Source organism: Azohydromonas sediminis (assembly GCF_003574675.1).
Lineage (GTDB): Bacteria > Pseudomonadota > Gammaproteobacteria > Burkholderiales > Burkholderiaceae_C > Calidifontimicrobium > Calidifontimicrobium sediminis.
In genome coordinates this window covers 119494-141852 of the sequence record NZ_QOAZ01000005.1, presented here as the reverse complement: position 1 = coordinate 141852, position 22359 = coordinate 119494, and the positions used below count along the sequence as shown (strand labels likewise).

The following is a 22359-nucleotide window of genomic DNA, read 5'->3' as shown; positions in this document are numbered from 1 at the left end:
CAAGATCGCACCGCAGTGGGTCGGTCTGGGCACAGGTGCGCCCGCAGCGGCCCTGGCGGCCGCGTAAGGGGTGCGGAAGATGAGAAATCGACCCGAATCAAGCGCTGCGAAGCGCGCACGAGCCCGTCGCAGCGACATCACCCGCGCAGCAGCGCCGCGTGACGTTCGTTCCTCTGGCCCTGACGCCAACCCGACGGGCGTCTGCGGCGATCAATTGCCTCTCAGCCTCTGAGCGCGGCGCTCGCAACAGCCGCGTCACCGGCTATAATTCGCGGCTTTGCTGAAAACCTCCGGAGAAGCGTCATGGCACGCGTCTGTCAAGTCACGGGCAAGCGCCCGATGGTCGGGAACCACGTGTCCCACGCCAACAACAAGACGAAGCGCCGGTTCCTGCCCAACCTGCAGTACCGCCGCTTCTGGCTCGAGAGCGAGAACCGCTGGGTGCGGCTGCGCGTGAGCAACGCCGCGCTGCGGCTGATCGACAAGGTCGGCATCGACCAGGTCGTCGCCGACCTGCGCGCTAAGGGCGAGCTCTGAACCCCCTGACCTAGGAGAGCAAGATGGCCACCAAAGGCGGACGCGACAAGATCAAGCTGGAATCGACGGCCGGCACCGGGCACTTCTACACGACGAGCAAGAACAAGAAGACGACGCCCGAAAAGCTCGAATTCATGAAGTTCGACCCGAAGGCACGCAAGCACGTGCTGTACAAGGAAACGAAGCTGAAGTGAACCGGCTGCGGCGGTCGCGCCGCCTCGCGGCGTGATCCCGAGGTCCCCCAGGCCCGCGATGCGGGCCTTTCGTTTTTCTCGGGTGGGGGCGGCTCGCGTTCGACCCGTCCGCGGTCGGTCGGCACCGGCTCGCCGTCGAAACGACGAGGCCCGCGTACCGCGGGCCTCGTCATCGGCAGCCGGATGGCCGAGGGGCCGTCAGGCCGGCGTCGCCGCACGCAGCTTGAGCGAGAACTCCTGCAGCGCCTTGATGCCGCTGCTCTCGGCCTTCTTGCACCAGGCCTGCAAATCGGCGACGAGCTGCTCGGCCGACACGTTGCGACGCGTCCACAACGCGCGCAATTCCTCGCGCATCGCCACCAGCTTGGCCAGCGACGGGCTCGAGCGCACCGCCTCGTCGATCTGCGGTTTGACCACCGGCGGGATCTTGTCGTCGTCGCGGTGCAGCCAGCGCTTGGCCAGCCGCAGCTCCTTCCAGCGCGCGCTGTTCTCGGCACCCTGCGCCTTCAGCCGGTCGATCTCGGCCGCGACCGCACGCTTCAGTTCGGCGCCGTAGCGCGCCATCACCTCATAGCGGTTGGCGATGATCGCTTCGAGCGTCTTGCCGTCGGCCACCGGCTTGATCGGACCCAGCGCGAGCTTCGGCGGCGTCTTGCGCACCTTGGCCAGTCCGAGCATCTCGAGCGCGCGGATGTAGCCCCAGCCGATGTCGAATTCGAATGGCTTGACCGACAGCTTCGCCGAGGTCGGGTACGTGTGGTGGTTGTTGTGCAGTTCCTCGCCGCCGATCAGGATGCCCCACGGCGAGATGTTCGTCGACGCGTCGGGCGCCTCGAAGTTGCGGTAGCCCCACCAGTGGCCCAGGCCGTTGATGATGCCGGCTGCCGTGATCGGGATCCACAGCATCTGCACCGCCCACACCGTCGCGCCGATGGCGCCGAACAGCAGCAGGTCGAGGATCAGCAGCAGCCCCACGCCCTGCCACGTGTAGCGGGAATAGACGTGGCGCTCCAGCCAGTCGTCGGGCGTCTGGTGGCCGTACTTGGCGAGCGTCTCCTGCACCTTGGCCTCGGCGCGGTACAGCTCGGCGCCTTGCAGCAGCACCGTCTTGATGCCGCGCGTCTGCGGGCTGTGCGGGTCCTCGGGCGTTTCGCACTTGGCGTGGTGCTTGCGGTGGATCGCGACCCACTCCTTCGTCACCATGCCGGTCGTCAGCCACAGCCAGAAACGGAAGAAGTGCGACGGGATCGGATGCAGGTCGAGGGCACGGTGGGCCTGCGAGCGATGCAGGAAGATCGTCACCGAAGCGATCGTGATGTGCGTCGTCACGAGCGTGAAGGCGACGATGTGCCACCACGACGCGTCGAGCAGGCCGTGTGCCAGCCAGTCCACCAGCGAGCTCCACAGCAGGGACAGTTCGTTCATTCAGGATTCCAGAAGTCCAACCCACGACATGGGATCAGCCGACGATCATTCTAGGGGTACGGGGGCGGGCAAAGACCCGAAAAACCGAGCGAAGCGCCGATCCGGCAGCCGCTGGCACTCCCCAACCGGCCGATTCGTTGAGTTGTGTCAAGCTCGCTGCCACGCGGCGGCGAAGAAGCCGTCGGTGCCATGACGGTGCGGCCACAGGCGCAGGTGGCTGCCGGCGGCGAGTGACTCGGCGTCGGCGACGCCGGCGTCGTGCAGCAGCGACGCCACCGGCAGCGCTGCGAAGTCGCGGTGGCGCGCACCGAAGTCGGCGGCGACCGCCTCGTTCTCGGCCTCGAGCAGACTGCAGGTCGCGTAGACGAGACGGCCCCCGGGTTTGACGAGCGTCGCCGCCGCGTCGAGGATCGCCTTCTGTTTGGCCGCCAGCTCCTGCACGGCCTGCGGCGACTGCCGCCACTTCAGGTCGGGGTTGCGGCGCAGCGTGCCCAGCCCCGAGCACGGCGCGTCGACGAGCACGCGGTCGACCTTGCCGGCCAGCCGCTTGACGCGCTCGTCGCGCTCGTGCGCGATGCGCACCGGGTGCACGTTCGACAGCCCGCTGCGCGCCAGCCGCGGCTTGAGCGCCTCGAGCCGCGCCGCCGAGACGTCGAACGCGTACAGCCGCCCGGTGCTGCGCATCATCGCGCCGAGCGCGAGCGTCTTGCCGCCGGCACCGGCACAGAAGTCGACCACCATCTCGCCGCGGCGCGCGCCGGTCAGCAGCGCGAGCAACTGGCTGCCCTCGTCCTGCACCTCGACCTCGCCGGCGAGGAACGGCGGCGTCTTCTGCAACGCCGGCTTGCCCTGCACGCGCAGGCCCCACGGCGAATACGGCGTCGGCACCGCATCGATGCCGAGCGCGGCCAGCGCCTCCTGCACCGTATCGCGCTTGGCCTTCAGCACGTTGACGCGCAGGTCCAGCGGCGCCGGCTCGAGCAGCGCGGCCGCCAGCGGCCAGAACCCGTCGTCGCCGAGCTGCGCCCGCAGCGCCTGCGCGATCCAGTCCGGCAGGTTGTGGCGCAGCTTGTCGGGCAGCGCGGCGTGGTCGACGGCGCGCACCTGCGCGAGCCACGTGCGCTCGGCCGGCTCGAGCGCGCGCTCGAGGACGGTGGCGTCACCACGCCAGCCGAGCGCGGCCAACCGCCGCTCGAGCGGACCGCGCCCGCTTTGCGCGAGGTGCTGCAGCAGCAGCCGCTCGCGCAGCACGGCATACGTCGTCTCGGCGAGCGCGTGGCGCTCGCGCGCGCCGAGCTGGCGGTGGCGGCGCAGGAAGGCCGAGACGACACCGTCGGCCGGCGCGTCGAAGGCCAGCACGTCGCGCAGCAGCGCGGCGGCGAGGTCGAGCAAGGCGCCCGGGTGCATCTCGGCGGTGTCAGTTCACAGCAGCCACTGCGGCTCGCCGCGCAGCTGCGTGACGATGCCGCGCTCGACGCGCAGCGAGCCCTCGACGAACCAGCGCACCGCGCGCGGGTAGATCACGTGCTCGCGCTCGAGCACACGCGCGGCCAGCGTCGCCTCGGTGTCGTCGGCGTGCACCGGCACCGCCGCCTGGATCACGATCGGGCCGTGGTCGAGCTCGGGCGTGACGAAGTGCACCGTCGCGCCGCTGAGCTTGCAGCCGGCCTCGAGCACGCGGCGGTGCGTGTGCAGGCCCGGGAACGCCGGCAGCAGCGACGGGTGCACATTGAGCATGCGCCCCGCGTGGCGCTGCACGAAGCCGGCGTCGAGGATGCGCATGAAGCCGGCCAGCACGACGAGGTCGGGCGCGAGCGCGTCGACGGCGGCGGCGAGCGCGGCGTCGAACGCCTCGCGGCTGGCGAAGCGCTGGCGCTCGACGACCTGCGTTGCCACGCCGCGCTCGCGCGCGACCGCGAGGCCGGCCGCATCGGGGCGGTCGCTGACCACCGCGACCACCTGTGCCGGCCAGCGCTCGGCCTCGGCCGCGTCGAGCAGCGCACGCAGGTTCGAGCCGCGGCCCGAGATCAGGATCACGATGCGCATCATGGGGCGCGCAGTGTAGGCGCTGGCACGCCGTCGCCGCACGGGCGGCTGCCTACAATCCGCGCCTTCCCGCCCGACCCGCGAGCCGACGATGACCGCCGACGCCCCTGTCCCCCCCGCCCCCGCGCCGCGCGCGCGCGTGCTCTCGGGCATGCGCCCGACCGGCTCGCTGCATCTGGGCCACTACCACGGCGCGCTGAAGAACTGGGTGCGGCTGCAGGCCGAGTACGACTGCTACTACTTCGTCGCCGACTGGCATGCGCTGACGACGCACTACGAGGAGCGCGACGTGCTCGAGAAGCACGTCTACGACATGGTGATCGACTGGATCGCCGCCGGCCTCGACCCCGACCGCTGCACGATCTTCATCCAGAGCCGCCTGCCCGAGCACGCCGAGCTGTTCACGCTGCTGGCGATGGGCACGCCGCTGGGCTGGCTCGAGCGCGTGCCGACCTACAAGGACCAGATGGAAAAGCTCAAGGACCGCGACCTCGCGACCTACGGCTTCCTCGGCTATCCGCTGCTGCAGGCGGCCGACATCCTGATCTACAAGGCCGCTTACGTGCCGGTCGGCGAAGACCAGGCCTCGCACGTCGAGCTCACGCGCGAAGTCGCGCGCCGCTTCAACCACCTGTACGGCCGCGTGCCCGGCTTCGAGACCCGCGTGGCTGCGGCGCTGGCCAAGCTCGGCCGCGACGACGCGCGCTACCTCGACAAGCAGCGCAAGGCCTTCGGCGAGACCGGCTCGCCCGAGGCGCTGGCCAAGGGCGAGGCGATCGTGCGCAAGGCGGCGGCGAACGTCGTCGGCTGGAGCGACGACGACACCGAGCTGCTGCTCGGCCACCTGCGCGGCAGCGGCAAGACGATCCTGCCCGAGCCGCAGGCGCTGCACACCGAGGTGCTGCGCCTGCCCGGCCTCGACGGCGCGAAGATGAGCAAGAGCTACGGCAACGCCGTGCTGATGCGCGACGAGCCGGCGGTGGTCGAGAAGAAGATCCGCGGCATGACGACCGACCCCGCGCGCGTGCGCCGCAGCGACCCCGGCGACCCGCAGCGCTGCCCGGTGTGGCAGTTCCACGAGCTCTACAGCGACGACGCGACGAAGGACTGGGTCGTCAAGGGCTGCACGAGCGCCGGCATCGGCTGCCTCGAGTGCAAGCAGCCGGTGATCGACGCGATCGTCAAGGAACAGCAGCCGTGGCGCGAGCGCGCCGAGGCCTACCTCGCGAACCCGAAGCAGGTGCACTGGGTCGTCGAGCTCGGCACCGAGCGCGCGCGCGCGGTGGCCAAGCGCACGATGAGGGACGTGCGCGAGGCGATGGGCTTGAACTACTGAACCGTCGCGCAGGGGGTGGCAGCACCCATCAAGCAGAACGGCCCCGTCGGGGCCGTTTGCGTATCGCGGTTCAGGTGGGGTGGCTGATGGGACTCGAACCCACGACGACCAGAATCACAATCTGGGACTCTACCAACTGAGCTACAGCCACCGTCGCGAGAAGACCGGCATTATAGGACGGCGCCGAGGCCCCCGACGAGCGGCGGCAGGCCCGCGCCCCTGCAGTCTGGTCAAGGCGCCTTCACGTCGGACCTGACCTCGGCCCTCAGACGGCGCTTGAGCGCGTCGTAGTAGGCCTGCGCTTCGGCCGCGGCCCAGGCCTGGGCGTAACGCGGCTGCAGCTGTGCGAGCTGCGGCAGGTCGCTCGCCGGCGGCTGCACGGCGTTCAGGCGCACGACGGCGTAGCCCCGCTCGCCCAGGTCGACGCCGAACACCGCCGGCAACGACGCCGCGTCGGCGCGCAGCACGGCGTCGACGACTTCGCGCGGCTGGCCACGGGGGTTGTCGCGCGACAGCACGACCGGCGCGGGCAGCCCGGTCGTGTCGCCACCGCGCACCGCCGCCAAACGGGCCTCGCCGTCCTTGCGCGCGAGTGCCGCGGCTTGCTGCGCCACGACGCGGGCGCGCACCTGGTCCTTGACCTCGTCGAGCGGGCGCACGCGCTGCGGCTGGTGCTCGAGCACGCGCGCCGACGCAAGCTGGTTCGCGCCGACTTCGATGGCCTCGGTGTTGCGCCGCGTGCGCAGCGACGCCTCGGCGAACACGGCCTCGAGCAGCGACGCCGATGCGAGCGCACCGCTGGCACCCGGCGCGGGGGTGCGCTGCACGGTGGCGGTGCGCACCTCCAGGCCGAGCTTTTCGGCCACGGGCTGCAGGCTGTCGGGTTGTTCGTAGACAGTGTTCGAGAACTGCTCGGCCGCTTCGGCGTACTTGCGCAGCGCGAGCTGGCGCCGCACCTCCTCGGTGATCTCGGCGCGCACGCTGTCGAACGGACGGCGCTCACCGCCACGCACGGCGTCGAGGCGAATGATGTGGTAGCCGAAGTCGGTCTCGACGAGCGGGCTGATCTCGCCGGGCTTCATCGCGAACACCGCATCCTCGAACGGCTTGACCATCGCGCCGCGGCCGAACCAGTCGAGGTCGCCGCCCTGCGCCGCCGAGCCGGAGTCGTCGGAGTGGGCCTTGGCCAGCGCGGCGAACTGCGGCGGGTTCGCGCGTGCCTGCGCGAGCAGCGACTCGGCCTTGGCCTTGGCCTTCGCGCGCTCGTCGGCGCTCGCGCTGCGGTCGGCCTTGACGAGGATGTGGCTCGCGCGGCGCTCCTCGGCCTGCGTGTAGCGCGCGGCGTTCTCGTCGTAGTACTTGCGCAGGTCTTCCTCGGGCACGGTGATGCCGCGTGCGAGCGCCTGCAGGTCGAGCACGACGTACTCGATGCGCGCCTGTTCGGGCGCCCGGAATTGCGCCTGGTTCGCCGGATCGTTGTAGTACGCGGCAATGTCGTCGTCGCTGGGGCGCAGCGCCGTCGCGTAGTCGCTGGCGGCAAAGGTCTGCACCTGCACCTCGCGGCGCTCGAGCAGCGCGTTGAGCGCAGTGCGCGCCGGCAGCGCCGCCGGCGTGGCCGAGTTGGCGACACCGTCGAGCACCTGCTGGATCGTGAGGTCGTAGCGCAGCCGCGATTCGAACTGTTCGACGCTCATGCCCTGCGCGGCGAGCAGGTCGCGGTTGATGCGCCCGTCGGCCTGACGCAGGAACGCCAGCTGCGGGTCGTTGAGGAAGCTGCGCTGCAGCCGCTCGTCGGTGGTCGCCAGGTGCAGTTTCTCGGCGGCGCGGCGCAGCACCTCGTCGCGCACCAGTGCGTCGAGCGTCTCGCGCTTGAACTCGGGGCTGTCGAGCAGGCGCGCGTCGATGCCCGGCACCTGCCGGCGCACCTGCTCGATGCGGCGCTGGTGCGCGGCATCCCACTCGCGCTGCGTGATCTTGCGGCCGTCGACGCTGGCCACCGTGCGGTTGCTCGGATCGTTGAACTGCGTGTAGCCCTGCACCCCGAAGAAGACGAACGACGGGATGATCAGGATCACCAGCACGAACAGCAGCAGCTTGGTGTGGGTGCGGACGAACTCGAACATGGGCGACCTCGCAGGCAGCGCCGCGCGGCGCGATGCCAGTGCCAAAGACACGAAAGGCGAACCGGAGTTCGCCTCGCGCTGTGCAGGCAAGCGCCGGGCCGTGGGGCCCGGCGCGCATCCCGCGTGTTGGGATCGATTCTAGCGGCGGGGCGGCGATGCCCGGTGGTGGGTGCTGACGGGTTCGAACCGCCGACCTACGCCTTGTAAGGGCGCCGCTCTACCGGCTGAGCTAAGCACCCGGCCTGGCCGCGCGCGAGGCACGGCCGCACCGCCGACTTACTTGAGGGCGTCCTTGAGCGCCTTGCCCGGCTTGAACTTGGCGAGCTTGGCGGCCTTGATCTTGATCGCCGCGCCGGTGCGCGGGTTGCGGCCGGTGCGCGCGGCGCGCTTGCTGACGGTGAACGTGCCGAAGCCGACGAGCGAGACCGAGTTGCCCTTCTTCAGCGTCGCCTTGACGCCGCCGATCATCGCGTCGAGCGCTCGCGCGGCGGCGGCCTTCGAGATGTCGGCCTGCTTGGCGATGTGTTCGATCATGTCACTCTTGTTCACGAACTTCCCCCTCGGAAGGTGTCTCGTTGATCGCGGTCGGCGGGCGTCGAGGCCTGCGGTGCGGCCGTGGCACACGCTGCAGACGGCGGCGGCCATTACAGACCGCGCCGCCCGGCGGTGTCAAGCGCGGGACGCGGATTCTATGCGCACGACGTCGCAGCCGAGGCGGCGCCCACCGGCCGGGATGCATGCGCCGACGCCCGGTGCGCCGCGCCGCGGCGGCAGCGGCGCCGTCAGGCGGCGCGGGCCTCGACCGCCTGCGCCACCGCGCGCCCGACGTCGACGGTACCGGCGCTGCCGCCGATGTCGGGGGTGCGCGGGGCGCCGCTGGCGGGGTCGAGCACGGCCTCGATCGCGCGCACGATCGCGTCGTGCGCGTCTCGATGGCCGAGGAAGTCGAGCATCAGCGCCGCGGTCCAGATCTGCCCGATCGGGTTCGCGATGCCGCGCCCGGCGATGTCGGGCGCCGAGCCGTGCACCGGCTCGAACAGGCTCGGCCACTGCCGCGTCGGGTTGAGGTTGGCCGACGGCGCGATGCCGATCGTGCCGGTGCACGCCGGCCCGAGGTCCGACAGGATGTCGCCGAACAGGTTGCTCGCCACCACCACGTCGAACTGCTGCGGCCGCTGCACGAAGTGCGCGCACAGGATGTCGATGTGGAAGCGGTCGACGCTCACCTGCGGGTAGCGCCTGGCCATCGCGTCGACGCGCTCGTCCCAGTACGGCATCGTGATCGCGATGCCGTTGCTCTTCGTCGCCGAGGTCAGCTTGCGGCGTGGGCGCCGCATCGCCTGCTCGAACGCGTACTGCAGCACGCGGTCGACGCCGGTGCGCGACATCACCGTCTCCTGGATCACGATCTCGCGCTCGGTGCCCTCGTACATGCGCCCGCCGACGCTCGAGTACTCGCCTTCGGTGTTCTCGCGCACGATCAGCATGTCGATGTCACCCGGCGCGAGCGGCTGCCCGTGGCGGTCGACGAGCGGCGAGCGGATGCCCGGCATCAGCCGCGCCGGGCGCAGGTTCACGTAGAGGTCGAACTCGCGGCGGAACTTGATCAGCGAGCCCCACAGCGAGACGTGGTCGGGCACCGTGGCCGGCCAGCCCACCGCGCCGAAGAAGATCGCGTCGAAGCCGGCGAGCTGTTCCTTCCAGTCGTCGGGCATCATCTTGCCGTGCTTCGCGTAGTAGGCGCAGTTCGCGAAATCGAAGTGCTCCAGCTGCAGCGCGATGCCGAAGCGCCTCGCCGCGGCGTCGAGCACGCGCAGCCCCTCGGGCACCACTTCCTGGCCGATGCCGTCACCGGCGATGACGGCGATGCGATGGGTCGTCATGTGAGCGTCTCCTTCGAGGTGGGGGATGACGGCGGCAGCGGCTGGCGCACGACGAGCGCGACGCCGACGGCGGTCAGCGCGATGCCGGCGAGCACCACCGGCCCGAGCGCCTCGTCGAACAGCCACCACGCCAGCACCGCGGTGCACGGCGGCACGAGGTACATCAGGCTCGTCACGCGCGTGGCCGCGCCGCGCTGGATCAGCAGGTACAGCAGCGAGCTGCCGCCCAGCGTCAGCGCGAGCACCGACCACGCCATCGCGCCGATCAGCTCGGGGTGCGGCACGACGGGTTCGGTCTCGAGCAGCGCCAGCGGCGCCGTGACGGCGAAGGCGGCCAGCAGCTGCACCGTGTTCGCGGTGCGCACGTCGCACGGCGCGACGAAGCGCTTCTGGTACAGCGTGCCGGCCGTGATCGCGGCCAGCGCCAGCAGCGACAGCGCGAAGTTGACCGGCGTCACCTCGCCGAGCCCGACCTTGCGTCCGACCACCAGCGCGAGCCCCGCCAACCCGAGCAGCAACCCGGCCCACTGGCGCGGCCGCACGCGGTGCTCGGCACCGCTGTACGAAACCCACAGCGCCGTCAGCAGCGGCTGCAGCCCGACGATCAGCGCGACCGTGCCGGCCGGAATGCCCGCCTTGACCGCGGCCCACACGCCGCCGAGGTAGCCCGCGTGCATCAGCACGCCGGTCACCGCCAGGTGCCCCCACTGCGCACGGTCGCGCGGCCACGACGGGCGCGCCAGGGCGATCCACACCGCGAACGCGGCCACCGACAGCGCGTAACGCCACGCGAGGAACGACATCGGCGGCGCGTGCGGCATGCCGTAGCGCGCGACGACGAAGCCGGTGCTCCAGATCAGCACGAACACCCCTGGCATCGCGCGCACGAGCGCGGCGTCGCGCCACTCGCGGTCCATCACCGGGCCTTCGCGCGGATCTCGGGCAGCGCCTTGCGCAGGTAGTAGATCATCGACCAGATCGTCAGCACCGCGGCGACCCAGATCAGCGCGGTGCCCCACAGCCGCGTGTCGATGACGCCGAACAGCCCGCCGTCGTAGAGCAGGAACGGGATCGCGACCATCTGCGCGGTGGTCTTCAGCTTGCCGAGCAGGTGCACCGCGACGCTGCGGCTCGCGCCGATCTGCGCCATCCACTCGCGCAGCGCCGAGATCGCGATCTCGCGGCCGATGATGATCAGCGCCACCAGCGCGTCGACGCGCTGCAGGTGCACCAGCACGAGCAGCGCGGCGCAGACGAGGAACTTGTCGGCCACCGGGTCGAGGAAGGCGCCGAACGACGAGGTCTGGTTCAGCTTGCGCGCGAGCCAGCCGTCGAGCCAGTCGGTCAGCGCGAACAGCACGAACATCGCGGTGGCCGCGACGTTGCGCGTGGCCGTGTCCAGCGGCAGGTAGTACACGCCGACGATCAGCGGGATCGCGACGATGCGCGCCCAGGTCAGCAGGGTCGGCACGGTGAAGAACATCCGGGCCATTGTGCCGGAGCCCCGCCGTCTGGCGGTCAGCGCGGCGCTCAGCGGTCGAGCGTGCGCGGCTTGAACTTGCGCGCGTCGTCGTAGAGGAAGACCTCGACGTAGGTCCACGGCCGCGGCAGGTGCGACACGTCGCCGAACGGCGCGGCGCGGCGCATCGCCTCGATCGCCATCGGCACCGTGTCCTTGGCCTGGCGCGGCTCGCGCAGCACCTTGATGCGGCGGATGCTGCCGTCGGCGTTCAGTTCGGCCTCGAGCACCGGAATCGCGAGCAGCGGCTCGGACACCGGCCCGTCGTAGGTGCGCCCGGGGTTGGCCGCCACCAGGCGCCGTGCGGCGCGCTCGCGGTACTCGTCCCAGTTGCGTGCGCGCGGCAGCGTGACCGGCAGCGCCGCGGGCGCCGGCGCAGCGGTCTGCGGCGTTGCGGGCAGGGCCGGCGGCGACGGCGGCGGACTGGGCATGCAGCCGGCGAGCGCGAGGCCCGCCGCCGCGACGGCAGCGGCGGTCTGGCGGTCAATGCAGCGCACGGTAGATCTCCTGGGCCAGTTCCTTCGAGATCCCGTCGACGCTGGCCAGGTCGTCGACGCTCGCGCTGGCCACGCCGCGCACGCCGCCGAAGCGCTGCAGCAGCCGCGCGCGCTTCTTCGGGCCGACGCCCGGGATGTCCTCGAGCCGGCTCGCGCCGGTGCGCACGCGCGCGCGCTTCGCACGCATGCCGGTGATCGCGAAGCGGTGCGCCTCGTCGCGGATCTGCGCCACGAGCATCAGCGCCGCCGAGTCGGCGCCGAGGTACACCTTCTCGCGTCCGTCGGCGAACACGAGCTCCTCGAGGCCGACCTTGCGCCCCTCGCCCTTCTCGACGCCGACGATCAGCGACAGGTCCAGCCCGAGCTCCTCGAACACCTCGCGCGCGACGGCGACCTGCCCCTTGCCGCCGTCGATCAGCACGACGTCGGGCATCTTCGCGCTGCCGGCGGCCACGCCCTCGGCGAGCTTGGCGTAACGGCGCGTGAGCACCTGGCGCATCGCGGCGTAGTCGTCGCCGGGCGTGATGCCGGTGACGTTGTAGCGGCGGTACTGCGCCGGCTGCATCTGGTGGTGCTCGTAGACGACGCAGCTGGCCTGCGTCGCCTCGCCGGCGGTGTGGCTGACGTCGAAGCACTCGATGCGCAGCGCGTCGAGGTCGGCCACGTCGAGCGCGAGCGCGTCGGCGAGTGCGCGCGTGCGTTCCTTCTGCGAGCCCTCTTCCGACAGCAGCCGCGCGAGCGCGATCTCGGCGCCCTGGACCGCCATCTCGAGCCAGATGCGCCGCTGCTCGCGCGGCTGGTGCTGCACGCTGACCTTGATGCCCGCCTGGCGGGCGAGCGCGTCGACGAGCGCCGCATCGATCGGGTGGCTGACGACGAGCGCCGGCGGCACCGGCTGGTCGAGGTAGTGCTGCGCGACGAAGGCCTCGAGCACCTGCACCTCGGGCGAGCGCGGCTCGGCGGCGTCGTCGTCGCCGGCGAGCGCCGTCGCGTCGTCGACGTGCGTCGGGAAGTAGGCGCGGTCGCCGAGGTGGCGGCCGCCGCGCACCATCGCGAGGTTCACGCAGGCGCGGCCGCCGCGCACCGCGACGGCAATGATGTCGACGTCCTTGTCGGACGCGCTCAGGCTGCTCGCCTCGACCGCCTGCTGGTGCAGCACGCGCGCGAGCGCCGCGATCTGGTTGCGCAGCTCGGCCGCCTTCTCGAACTCGAGCACCTCGGCGTGCGCCATCATGCGCGCCTGCAGCTCGTCGAGCACCTCCTGCGTCTGCCCGCGCAGGAAGCGCTCGGCCGACGCGACGTCGCGGGCATAGTCGGCCGCGCCGATCAGGCCGACGCAAGGCGCCGAGCAGCGGCGGATCTGGTACAGCAGGCACGGCCGCGAGCGGTTCGCGAACACGGTGTCCTCGCAGGTGCGCAGCCGGAACACCTTCTGCAGCAGCTGGATCGTCTCCTTGACGGCCCACGCGTTCGGGTACGGGCCGAAGTAGCGGTGGCGGCGGTCGACGGCGCCGCGGTAGTAGGCCACGCGCGGGTAGCGCTGCGCGAGCGGCGCGGCGGGGTCGTCGACGGGCGCGGCGCCGGTGATCTTCAGGTAGGGATAGCTCTTGTCGTCGCGGAACAGGATGTTGAACCGCGGGTTCAGCGTCTTGATGAGGTTGTTCTCGAGCAGCAGCGCCTCGGCCTCGCTGCGCACGACGGTCGTCTCGAGCCGCGCGATCTTCGACACCATGTGCCCGATGCGCGTGCCGCCGTGGTCCTTGTGGAAGTAGCTGCCGACGCGCTTCTTCAGGTTGCGCGCCTTGCCGACGTAGAGCACGGCGCCGGCGGCGTCGTAGTAGCGGTAGACGCCGGGCAGGCTCGGCAGCGCGGCCACCTCGGCGAGCAGCCGCTCGCGCACGCTGCCGTCGGCGGCAGCGCGGGTGTCGTCAGTGGCGGGCTCGGCCGTCTCCTTCATCGGCTGGCGATTGTCACCGCTTCGATAATCGCGCGATGGCCGCGCACGCGCCGCTGCACTGGGACGTGTTTTGTCGCGTCGTCGACAACTTCGGCGACATCGGCGTGTGCTGGCGCCTGGCCGCCGACCTCGCCGCGCGCGGCCAGGCGGTGCGGCTGTGGACCGACGACGCGTCGGCGCTCGCGTGGATGGCGCCGGGCGGCGCCGCGGGCGTGCAGGTGCGCGACTGGGCCGCGAGCGAGCTCGCCGAGCCGGCCGACGTCGTCGTCGAGGCCTTCGCGTGCGACCCGCCCGACGCCTTCGTCGCGCGCATGGCGCGGCGCGCCGTGCCGCCGCTGTGGCTGAACCTCGAGTACCTCAGCGCCGAGGACTGGGTCGAACGCTGCCACGACCTGCCATCACCGCAGCTCGCCGGGCACGGACAGGGGCTGGTCAAGCACTTCTTCCACCCGGGCTTCACACCGCGCACCGGCGGGCTGCTGCGCGAACCCGGGCTGCTCGAGCGACGCGCGGCGTTCGACCGCAGCGCATGGCTCGGCGTGCACGGCATCGCGCCGCGCGCGGGCGAGCGCGTCGTCACGCTGTTCTGCTACCCCGACGCGCCGCTGCCGCGGCTGTGGCAGGTGCTGGCCGGCACGCCGACGCTGGTGCTGCTGACGCCCGGTGCGGCGCAGGCGCTCGCGGCGCGGCACGCACCGCCGCCGGGCGTGCGGCGGCATGCGCTGCCGTACCTGACGCAGAGCGACTTCGACCACCTGCTGTGGAGCAGCGACGTCAACCTCGTGCGCGGCGAGGACTCGGCGGTGCGCGCGATGTGGGCCGGCGTGCCGTTCGTCTGGCAGCTGTACCCGCAGCACGACGGCGCGCACGACGCGAAGCTCGCGGCCTTCCTCGACCGCTTCCTCGACGGCGTCCCGCCGGCCGTGGCCACGCCGCTGCGCGCGTGGTGGCGGGCGTGGAACGGCGTAGGCGGCGACGGCGCCGGCGCCTGGCCCGAGCCGGCGGCCTGGCGCGAGGCCTGCCTCGCGTGGCGCGCGCGGCTCGCCGCCCAGGCCGACCTGACGACGCAGCTGCTCGGCTGGGTCGAACGCCGGCGCGCGGGCGGCTGAACGGCTAGAATCCGCGTTTTCCCGCAGCAGCGCCGCCTTCAGGCAGTCACTGTGGGCGCACTGAAGGCGTAAAAGGCCCGCGCGCGACAGGCCGCAAGGCCGCTGCGCGAGCCACGCCGCCGCCGGGCGCTGCCCGCGCGCGCAGGCGCGCCCCCATTTCACGGAACGTCGTCATGAAACTCGCTCAGGAAATCCGCGCCGGCAACGTCATCATGCAGGGCAAGGACCCGATGGTCGTGCTGAAAACCGAATACAGCCGCGGCGGCCGCGGCGCTGCCACGGTGCGCATGAAGCTGAAGAACCTGCTCAACGGCGCCGGCAGCGAAGTCGTGTTCAAGGCCGACGACAAGATGGACCAGATCATCCTCGACAAGAAGGAGTGCACTTACTCCTACTTCGCCGACCCGATGTACGTGTTCATGGACTCGGAATACAACCAGTACGAGGTCGAGGCCGACAACATGGGCGACGCGATCAACTACCTCGAAGACGGCATGCCGGTCGAGGTGACGTTCTACGACGGCAAGGCGATCTCGGTCGAACTGCCGACCACCGTCGTGCGCGAGGTCGAGACCGAGCCCGCCGTCAAGGGCGACACCTCGGGCAAGGTGATGAAGCCCGCGCGCATCAAGGGCACCGGCTTCGAGATCTCGGTGCCGCTGTTCGTCGAAAGCGGCGACAAGGTCGAGATCGACACGCGCACGCACGAGTACCGCAAGCGCGTCTGATCCGCCGCGCCGCCGCCAAGCGAAACGGGCACCCGCGGGTGCCCGTTTCGCTTGGCGGCGGCCGTTCAGCGGTAGATGCCGACGCCGACGAAGCCGTCGCCGCTGGGCGGCTTGATCGCGTAGGTGGCCTTGGCCTCGATCTTCTTGGTCTGCGGGTGCGGCCAGTCGTAGTCGAACCAGCCGCCGCCCTTATTGGCTGCCTCGATCAGGCCGGTGATGACCGACTTGCCGTTGGCGTCCTTGATCGCCGACATGTCGCGACCGACGAGCTTGTCGTTGGCGCCGTGCGCCAGCGCGATGCCCTTGCCGTCGTAGACCATCACGTACAGGTCCTTCTTGGTCCAGTTGGCCTTGTCGTAGGTGAAGTCCTTGTACGCCTGCTCGGCGCCGACCTTCTTGATGTGCTCGAACGCGGCCTTCGTCATCGCGATCGCCTCGTCGCGCGTGCCGCGCTGCTCCTGCGCCAGCGCACCGGCGACGAACGACGCGACGACCACCGCGGCACCGACGCCGCGCATCCACTGCTTCAACATGTCCGGGAATCCTCGGGAAAAGAAGAAAAGGAAAATGACTCGAAGGCATCGGCCGGCGCACGCGCCTCTCGGACGCGGCCTGCACCGGACAACCCCGGCAGGTATCGGCCGCTACCGCTGTCGCTTGAGCGCGGTCGCACGATCGCCCGTGACGCATCGCACGGCGGCACGCCGATCCCGCTGCCGTCACACCGGGGCATGGCAGCCGCCCCACAATACCGCCACCGTCGGTGTGTGCCGACCCCCTGTCCGTCTTTGACGCACTGCGCGATGACCTCGGCCTTCGACTTCTCGCACGCCGTCACGGCGCCGTTTCGCATGCAGCCCGGGCTGCGCCGGCTCGCGCCCGGCGCGCGGCAGCTGACGCCGGCGCGGCCCGGCTCGCGCCACCAGCGCGAGAAGCTCGCCGTGCTCGGCGCGTTCGCCGATCAGGCGCTGCTCGCCGAACCCGGCTTCGACGCGACGGCGGCGCTCGATGCGCTGGCGCGTCACGCCGCCGCCGAGCACCCGCAGCACTTCGCGTGGGACGGCCGCTGCGCGCACGCGCTGGGCGTGCGCGTCGACGGCGACGACGTCGCGCAGCAGCGCGCCGGCGTGTTCGGGCACGGCGACGAGGTCACGCGCTGCCTGCGCGCGCTGCCCGCCGGCTGGCGGCTCGCCGGGCTGCTCGCGCTCGCGTTCGAGGAGGACTTCGCCGTCGTCGACGGCGCGCGCGGCACGATCCCGTGGCTCGCGGTCGCGCTGCCGTCGCACTGGGCGCCCGAGGCGAAGGTCGGCCATCGGTTCGCCCAGGTGCACGCGCCGGTGGCCGACAGCGAACGGCTGATCGCGGCGAGCGAGCACCTCGTGCGCCTGGTCACCGGGCCCGAGCGCTGGGAGCGCTTCGTGTGGACCGTGACGCCGCACCCGCGGCTGCACGCACACCCGGCGCGCGTCGACCCCGCGGGCTGGCCGGCGGGCCTCACCGTGGCCGATCTGGCGACTGCAGCGTGGTGGCGCACCGAGCGCCAGACCTTCGTGCCGCTGCCGGCCCGTCGCCAGGCCGTGTTCACGATCCACGTCGACGTGCAGCCGCTGGCGCAGGCCATTGAGCGGCCTGCCGACGCGCGCGCGCTGCTCGATGCGATCGCGAGCATGAGCGACGCCGTGCTCGCGTACCGCGGCCTCGCGGCCGCGCGCGAGCCGCTGCTCGCGTGGCTGCGTGAGCGCGCGGGCGCGCACGCGGCATGAGGTTCGCGCCGATCACGCCGGCGCGCATCGTCTTCGGCGACGGCGCGCCCGACGCGCCGCCGTACGCGCCGGACTTCGGCGACGTCTACCATGCGCGCGCCGGGGCGCTCGCGCAGGCGCATCACGTGTTCCTCGGCGGCAACGCGCTGCCGCAGCGCTGGCAGGGCCGCGCACGCTTCGTGATCCTCGAGACCGGCTTCGGGCTCGGCCACAACTTCCTCGCCACCTGGGCTGCATGGCGCGACGACCCGCATCGCTGCGAGCGGCTGTGGTTCGTCTCGATCGAAAAGCACCCGCCGGTGCGCGACGACCTCGCGCGCGCGCACGCCGCGTCGCCGCTGCCCGACCTCGCACGCGACCTCGTCGACGCCTGGCCGCCGCTGACGCCCGACCTGCACACGCTCGCGTTCGACGGCGGCCGCGTGATGCTGCGGCTGGCCTTCGGCGACGTCGCCGCGTGGCTGCCGCAGCTCGTACTCGACGCCGACGCGTTCTACCTCGACGGCTTCGCGCCCGACCGCAACCCGGCGATGTGGGACGCGCGCGTGCTCAAGGCGCTGGCCGGCCGCGCGGCGCCGGGCGCCACCGCGGCGACGTGGAGCGTCGCGCGCGACGTGCGCGACGGGCTGGCCGGCGCCGGCTTCGCCGTCGAGCGCGCGCCGGGCTTCGGCGGCAAGCGCGAGATGACGGTCGCGCGCTTCGCGCCGGCGTTCACGCCGCGGCGTGCACGCGCGCCGGGGCGCGTCGCGCCGCGCGATGCGGTGGTCGTCGGCGCCGGGCTGGCCGGCGCGGCGGCGGCGCAGGCGCTGGCGGAAACCGGCTGGGCGGTCACCGTGCTCGAGCGCCGCGCGCGGCCGGCGGCCGAGGCCTCGGGCAACGCCGCCGGGCTGTTCCACGGCAGCGTCGCGCCCGACGACGGCGTGCCGTCGCGCGCGCTGCGCGCCGCGGCGCTCGAGGCGGCGCGCGTCTACGCGCCGCTGCTGCGCGAGGGCGTCGTGACCGGCGCCGCCGGCGGGCTGCTGCAGCGCGTCGAGGGCCTGACACTCGACGCGATGCAGGCGCGCCTGGCCCACCAGGGGCTGCCGGCCGACTACGCGCAGGCGCTCGATGCACACGCCGCGTCGGCGCACGCCGGCATCGCGGTGCATGTGCCCGCGTGGTGGTTTCCGGGCGGCGGCTGGCTCACGCCGCCCGCACTCGTCGCGCACGGGCTCGCGCACCCGCGCGTGACGCTGTGCACCGGCGCCGCGGTGCACGCGCTGCGCGCGCACGGCGACGGCTGGCAGCTGCTCGACGCCGACGGGCGAGTGCTCGCGCACAGCCGCACCGTGGTGCTCGCCAATGCAGACGACGCCGCGCGCCTGCTCGGCCGCGGCGACTGGCCGCTGCGCTGGAGCCGTGGTCAGGTCACGCAGCTCGATGCCGCCACTGCGGCGCACCTGCCGCGCCCGCGCGTGCCGCTGGCCGGCGACGGCTACGCGATCGCGCTGCCCGACGGCGGCCTGCTGTGCGGCGCGACGCGGCACGCCGGCGACGCCGACGCATCGCTGCGCGCGGCCGACCACGCGTACAACCTCGAGCGGCTGCGGCGGCTGACCGGCGCCGCACCGGCCGTCGATGCGGCGGCGCTGGCCGGGCGCGTCGGCTGGCGCCTGGCGGTGCCCGACCGGCTGCCGCTCGTCGGCGCGGTGCCGGTGGCCGGTGCCGTCGCGGCGCGCGTGCGCGACGTGCCGCGAATCGAGGGTCTGTTCGTCTGCACCGCGTTCGGCTCGCGCGGCATCACGTGGGCGCCGCTGGCCGGTGCGCTCGTCGCCGCGTGGGCCGCCGGCGACCCGTTCCCGCTCGATGCGCACGGCATCGACGCGCTCGACCCCGCGCGCTTCACACCGCGCGCGTGAGCAGCGCTCAGAACGTCAGCGTGCGCACGCCGTCGGCCGTGCCGAGCAGGCACACCGAAGCCTTGTGGCGCGCGAAGATGCCGCAGGTCACGACGCCGGGCCACTGGTTGATCTCGTCCTCGAGCCGCGGCGGGTCGGCGATCACGAGGCCGCGCACGTCGAGCACCGGGTGGCCGTTGTCGGTGAGCACCGGCACGCCCTCGCCGTTGCGGCGCAGCGTCGCGGTGCCGCCCTGCTCGGCGAAGCGGCGCGACACCTGCGGCGCGGCCATCGCGATCACTTCGACCGGCAGCGGGTAGCGGCCGAGCACGTCGACGAGCTTGCTCTCGTCGGCGATGCAGACGAAGCGCTCGGCGAGGTCGGCGACGATCTTCTCGCGCGTCAGCGCGGCGCCGCCGCCCTTGATCATGTAGCCGCGGCGGTCGATCTCGTCGGCGCCGTCGATGTACACGGGCAGCCGCTCGACCGCCGTCGTGTCGTACACCGCGATGCCGTGGCGGCGCAGCCGCTCGCTGCTCGCCTCCGAGCTCGACACCGCACCGGCGATGCGGTCCTTGACCGTGGCCAACGCGTCGATGAAGAAGTTGACCGTCGAGCCGGTGCCCACGCCGATGATCGCGCCGTCGGGCACGTGTGCGAGTGCGGCGCGGGCGACGAGGGCCTTCAGTTCGTCCTGGGTCGGCATGGCAGGGGGCGCGGTGCGGGGCTGCGGGACAATGAACCGATTATGTCGCTCGTGCCCTACGCCCTCGCCCGCCCGTTCCTCTTCGGCCTCGACCCCGAGCGCGCGCACGACCTGACGCTCGACGCGATCGCTGCCCTGCAGGACACGCCGGCGCGCTGCCTGTGGACGCAGCCCCGCGTCGACGACCCGGTGACGGTGGCCGGGCTGCGTTTCCCGAACCGCGTCGGGCTCGCCGCGGGCCTGGACAAGAACGGCCGCTGCATCGACGGGCTCGGCGCGATGGGATTCGGCTTCATCGAAGTCGGCACCGTGACGCCCAAGCCGCAGCCCGGCAACCCGAAGCCGCGCATGTTCCGCCTGCCGCAGGCGCAGGCGCTGATCAACCGCATGGGCTTCAACAACGACGGGCTGGCCGCCTTCGTCGCCAATGTGCAGCGCGCGCACCGCTTCCGCGCCGCGGGCGGCATCGTCGGCCTGAACATCGGCAAGAACGCCGCCACGCCGATCGAGCGCGCCGTCGACGACTACCTCACCGGCCTGGCCGGCGTCTACCCGCACGCCGACTACGTGACGGTCAACATCTCGAGCCCGAACACGAAGAACCTGCGCGCGCTGCAGGGCGACGAGGCGCTCGACGCGCTGCTCGCGGCGCTGCAGGCGCGCCGCGCCGAGCTCGAGCGCGCGCACGCGCGCCGCGTGCCGCTGCTGCTGAAGATCGCGCCCGACCTCGACGACGCGCAGATCGACCTCATCGCCGCCACCGTCGTGCGCCACGGCCTCGACGGCGTGATCGCGACCAACACCACCGTCGCGCGCGACGCCGTGCAGGGCCTGCCGCACGCCGACGAGGCCGGCGGGCTGTCCGGGCGGCCCGTGTTCGAGGCGAGCAACCGCGTGATCCGCCGCCTGCGTGCCGCACTCGGCAAGGGCGTGGCGATCGTCGGCGTCGGCGGCGTGATGAGCGGCGCCGACGCGCGCGCCAAGCTCGACGCCGGCGCCGACCTCGTGCAGCTGTATACCGGGCTGATCTACCGCGGCCCGGCGCTCGTCAGCGAAGTGGCGCGCGCGCTCGCCGCAAGACCGTCGCGCTGACGGCGTGAAACGCCCAAGACCGCACGCCCCGACGGCGCGCGACGCCGGCTACCGCTCAAGCCGACGCCCCGTCGCGCTCCTGCAGCAGCGCCAGCAGCGGCGCGAGGTGGTGCGCCAGCGCCATCGCGACTCGCTGGTCGGTGCTCGTGAACACCCGCGCTCGGGTGTCGAACAGCTCGATGATGCCGATCGGCCGCCCCGCCGATACCAGCGGGGTCAGCAGCATCGACGCGAAACCGCGCTGGCGCAGCAGCGCCGCCTCGGCGGGGTCGACCTCGGGGTCGTCGACGCGACAGCTGTAGGTCTGGCCGAGCGCCAGCGCGCGGGCGGTGTCGGGATAGTCGGCGAGCGCGTAGGTCTGCTCGGCGAGCTTCCAGTCGTCGTGGCCGAAGCGGTAGTACGCCACCGCCTTGACCGCCTGCGTGCGGGTGTCGAGCAGGTCGACGCACCCGCCCGAGCACGCGAGCACGTGGACCCACTCGCGCAACGCACCGCGCGCGGCAGTGACGACGTCGCGCGCGTTCGGCAGGTCCGGCGGCGGCGGGGGCGGCAGGTCTTCGGTGACGTCACGCCGGCGGCTGGCGCACGCGATCTCGGTCATGTCGGCCACCGACGCGACGCCGCGCCCGCGCGCCTTGGCGTCGTAGACGGCGGCGTCGGCGCGGTCGAACAGGTCGCCGGGTTCGCGTGTCGAGGCGACGAACGCGATGCCGGCCGACACCGACAGCCGGCCCACGCCGGGCAGCATGGTCGCGCCGATGCGCGCGACCGCACGCTGCGCGATGCGCTGCACGCGCTCGCGATCCAAGCCGACGAACAGCGCCGCGAACTCGTCGCCGCCGAGCCGCGCGACGACGTCGACGTCGCGCGTCGTCGCGCGCAGCGCCTCGGCGACACGGCGCAGCGCCTCGTCGCCGGTCTGGTGGCCGTGCACGTCGTTGATCAGCTTCAGGTAGTCGAGGTCGAACAGCACGAGCGCGACGTCGGGCGCGTCGGGGCCCGAGGTCGCGAGCGCGCGGCTGACGGCGTCGTGGAACGCGGCGTGGTTGAGCAGGCCGGTGAGCGAATCACGGCCGGCCGACGCGCGCAGCCGCTCCTCGGCATCCTTCATGTCGCTGATGTCGCGCGCGTAGCAGGTCACGCCGCCGTCGGCGCGCGGCACGATCCACACGTCGTACCAGCGGCCGGCACCGCCGCCGAACGCGTCGCGCGCTTGCACGCGCTGCGCGGTGGCGCTCGACCGCACCTCGGCCAGCCGCGTGCCGACGGGCTCGGCGAGCAGACCCAGCGACATCAGCCGCGCGGCGTCGAGGCCGGCGAGCGCCGCCGGCGGCTGTCCAGCGAGCGCGGCTGCGGCACGGTTCGCGTGCACGAGCTGCAGGGCCGCATCGAACGCGACGACGGCGTCGGGGCACACGTCGTCGCCCGCCGCGCCCGCGATCGCGGGCGGCGGATTCGACCTTGCGGGAATCGACATGAGGCGGCCCATTGCCAGCGCCATCGGCCGGCGCGCGTCGTTCTTGAGCGCGCCGACGCATCACGCCGGCCGCAGTTCACGCCGGCGTGA

The 22359-nt window shown here is 72.4% G+C and carries 21 protein-coding genes and 2 tRNA genes; 8 read left to right on the top strand and 15 right to left on the bottom strand.

What is annotated here, in order from left to right:
- Positions 1 to 303: 303 nt before the first annotated feature.
- Positions 304 to 537: a 50S ribosomal protein L28 gene (gene rpmB, locus DRV96_RS04970; RefSeq protein WP_119288414.1), complete on the top strand. Its 234-nt coding sequence runs from the start codon at positions 304 to 306 to the stop codon at positions 535 to 537.
- 23 nt (positions 538 to 560) lie between these two features.
- A complete protein-coding gene (gene rpmG, locus DRV96_RS04965) occupies positions 561 to 731 on the top strand; it encodes a 50S ribosomal protein L33 (protein WP_119288412.1) in 171 nt (56 codons plus the stop codon).
- 198 nt (positions 732 to 929) lie between these two features.
- On the opposite strand, the gene DRV96_RS04960 is transcribed toward rpmG, so the two are convergent.
- The 3 genes from DRV96_RS04960 to purN form a co-directional block, all read right to left on the bottom strand.
- Positions 930 to 2156 carry a DesA family fatty acid desaturase gene (locus DRV96_RS04960; RefSeq protein ID WP_119288410.1) on the bottom strand — a complete coding sequence of 409 codons (1227 nt, stop codon included), beginning with the start codon at positions 2154 to 2156 and terminating at the stop codon, positions 930 to 932.
- A gap of 147 nt (positions 2157 to 2303) precedes the next feature.
- A complete protein-coding gene (locus DRV96_RS04955) occupies positions 2304 to 3563 on the bottom strand; it encodes an RsmB/NOP family class I SAM-dependent RNA methyltransferase (RefSeq protein WP_119288408.1) in 1260 nt (419 codons plus the stop codon).
- 15 nt (positions 3564 to 3578) lie between these two features.
- Positions 3579 to 4205 (bottom strand): phosphoribosylglycinamide formyltransferase, encoded by a 627-nt coding sequence (gene purN / locus DRV96_RS04950; RefSeq protein WP_119288406.1) that lies wholly within the window; start codon positions 4203 to 4205, stop codon positions 3579 to 3581.
- Positions 4206 to 4293: 88 nt separating this feature from the next.
- Between purN and DRV96_RS04945 the strand changes: the two genes are divergently transcribed.
- Positions 4294 to 5538 carry a tryptophan--tRNA ligase gene (locus DRV96_RS04945; RefSeq protein ID WP_119288404.1) on the top strand — a complete coding sequence of 415 codons (1245 nt, stop codon included), beginning with the start codon at positions 4294 to 4296 and terminating at the stop codon, positions 5536 to 5538.
- 75 nt (positions 5539 to 5613) lie between these two features.
- Here the strand turns inward: DRV96_RS04945 and DRV96_RS04940 are convergent.
- From DRV96_RS04940 to uvrC, 9 genes are all read right to left on the bottom strand, one after another.
- A tRNA-His gene (locus DRV96_RS04940) sits at positions 5614 to 5689 on the bottom strand.
- A gap of 79 nt (positions 5690 to 5768) precedes the next feature.
- A complete protein-coding gene (locus tag DRV96_RS04935; protein WP_119288402.1) occupies positions 5769 to 7661 on the bottom strand; it encodes a SurA N-terminal domain-containing protein in 1893 nt (630 codons plus the stop codon).
- A 163-nt stretch (positions 7662 to 7824) separates the two neighbouring features.
- Positions 7825 to 7900 (bottom strand) — tRNA-Val (locus DRV96_RS04930).
- A gap of 37 nt (positions 7901 to 7937) precedes the next feature.
- Positions 7938 to 8210, bottom strand: coding sequence for an HU family DNA-binding protein (locus DRV96_RS04925; RefSeq protein ID WP_119288400.1), 273 nt, complete (start codon positions 8208 to 8210; stop codon positions 7938 to 7940).
- A gap of 233 nt (positions 8211 to 8443) precedes the next feature.
- On the bottom strand, positions 8444 to 9544 hold the full coding sequence (locus DRV96_RS04920; protein ID WP_119288397.1) for a tartrate dehydrogenase: 1101 nt from the start codon (positions 9542 to 9544) through the stop codon (positions 8444 to 8446).
- Positions 9541 to 10461, bottom strand: coding sequence for a DMT family transporter (locus DRV96_RS04915; RefSeq protein WP_235823288.1), 921 nt, complete (start codon positions 10459 to 10461; stop codon positions 9541 to 9543). The genes DRV96_RS04920 and DRV96_RS04915 overlap by 4 nt, the downstream gene beginning before the upstream one ends.
- A complete protein-coding gene (pgsA, locus tag DRV96_RS04910; RefSeq protein ID WP_119288395.1) occupies positions 10461 to 11027 on the bottom strand; it encodes a CDP-diacylglycerol--glycerol-3-phosphate 3-phosphatidyltransferase in 567 nt (188 codons plus the stop codon). The genes DRV96_RS04915 and pgsA overlap by 1 nt, the downstream gene beginning before the upstream one ends.
- Before the next feature lie 47 nt (positions 11028 to 11074).
- Entirely contained in the window at positions 11075 to 11560 is a 486-nt protein-coding gene (locus DRV96_RS04905; protein WP_119288392.1) for a hypothetical protein, read from the bottom strand.
- Positions 11547 to 13517, bottom strand: a complete 1971-nt coding sequence (gene uvrC / locus DRV96_RS04900; protein ID WP_119288390.1) for an excinuclease ABC subunit UvrC — start codon at positions 13515 to 13517, stop codon at positions 11547 to 11549. The genes DRV96_RS04905 and uvrC overlap by 14 nt, the downstream gene beginning before the upstream one ends.
- 35 nt (positions 13518 to 13552) lie before the next feature.
- On the opposite strand from uvrC, the gene earP reads away from it, so the two are divergent.
- Both earP and efp read left to right on the top strand, forming a co-directional pair.
- Positions 13553 to 14626, top strand: coding sequence for an elongation factor P maturation arginine rhamnosyltransferase EarP (gene earP, locus DRV96_RS04895; RefSeq protein WP_119288388.1), 1074 nt, complete (start codon positions 13553 to 13555; stop codon positions 14624 to 14626).
- A gap of 173 nt (positions 14627 to 14799) precedes the next feature.
- On the top strand, positions 14800 to 15354 hold the full coding sequence (gene efp / locus DRV96_RS04890) for an elongation factor P (protein WP_119288387.1): 555 nt from the start codon (positions 14800 to 14802) through the stop codon (positions 15352 to 15354).
- 65 nt (positions 15355 to 15419) lie between these two features.
- Here the strand turns inward: efp and DRV96_RS04885 are convergent, their stop codons facing one another.
- A complete protein-coding gene (locus DRV96_RS04885; RefSeq protein ID WP_119288384.1) occupies positions 15420 to 15887 on the bottom strand; it encodes a cache domain-containing protein in 468 nt (155 codons plus the stop codon).
- A 270-nt stretch (positions 15888 to 16157) separates the two neighbouring features.
- Here DRV96_RS04885 and DRV96_RS04880 point away from each other — a divergent pair, with 270 nt between their 5' ends.
- Positions 16158 to 17117, top strand: coding sequence for a heme-dependent oxidative N-demethylase subunit alpha family protein (locus DRV96_RS04880; protein WP_162910950.1), 960 nt, complete (start codon positions 16158 to 16160; stop codon positions 17115 to 17117).
- On the top strand, positions 17114 to 19015 hold the full coding sequence (gene mnmC, locus DRV96_RS04875) for a bifunctional tRNA (5-methylaminomethyl-2-thiouridine)(34)-methyltransferase MnmC2/FAD-dependent 5-carboxymethylaminomethyl-2-thiouridine(34) oxidoreductase MnmC1 (RefSeq protein WP_119288380.1): 1902 nt from the start codon (positions 17114 to 17116) through the stop codon (positions 19013 to 19015). The genes DRV96_RS04880 and mnmC overlap by 4 nt, the downstream gene beginning before the upstream one ends.
- A 7-nt stretch (positions 19016 to 19022) precedes the next feature.
- Here mnmC and rpiA read toward each other — a convergent pair whose 3' ends face one another.
- Positions 19023 to 19700, bottom strand: a complete 678-nt coding sequence (rpiA, locus tag DRV96_RS04870) for a ribose-5-phosphate isomerase RpiA (RefSeq protein WP_119288378.1) — start codon at positions 19698 to 19700, stop codon at positions 19023 to 19025.
- A 42-nt stretch (positions 19701 to 19742) separates the two neighbouring features.
- Here rpiA and DRV96_RS04865 point away from each other — a divergent pair, with 42 nt between their 5' ends.
- Positions 19743 to 20792, top strand: coding sequence for a quinone-dependent dihydroorotate dehydrogenase (locus DRV96_RS04865; protein WP_119288376.1), 1050 nt, complete (start codon positions 19743 to 19745; stop codon positions 20790 to 20792).
- Between the two features lie 55 nt (positions 20793 to 20847).
- Here DRV96_RS04865 and DRV96_RS04860 read toward each other — a convergent pair whose 3' ends face one another.
- Positions 20848 to 22269 (bottom strand): diguanylate cyclase domain-containing protein, encoded by a 1422-nt coding sequence (locus tag DRV96_RS04860; protein ID WP_162910949.1) that lies wholly within the window; start codon positions 22267 to 22269, stop codon positions 20848 to 20850.
- Between the last annotated feature and the right edge of the window lie 90 nt (positions 22270 to 22359).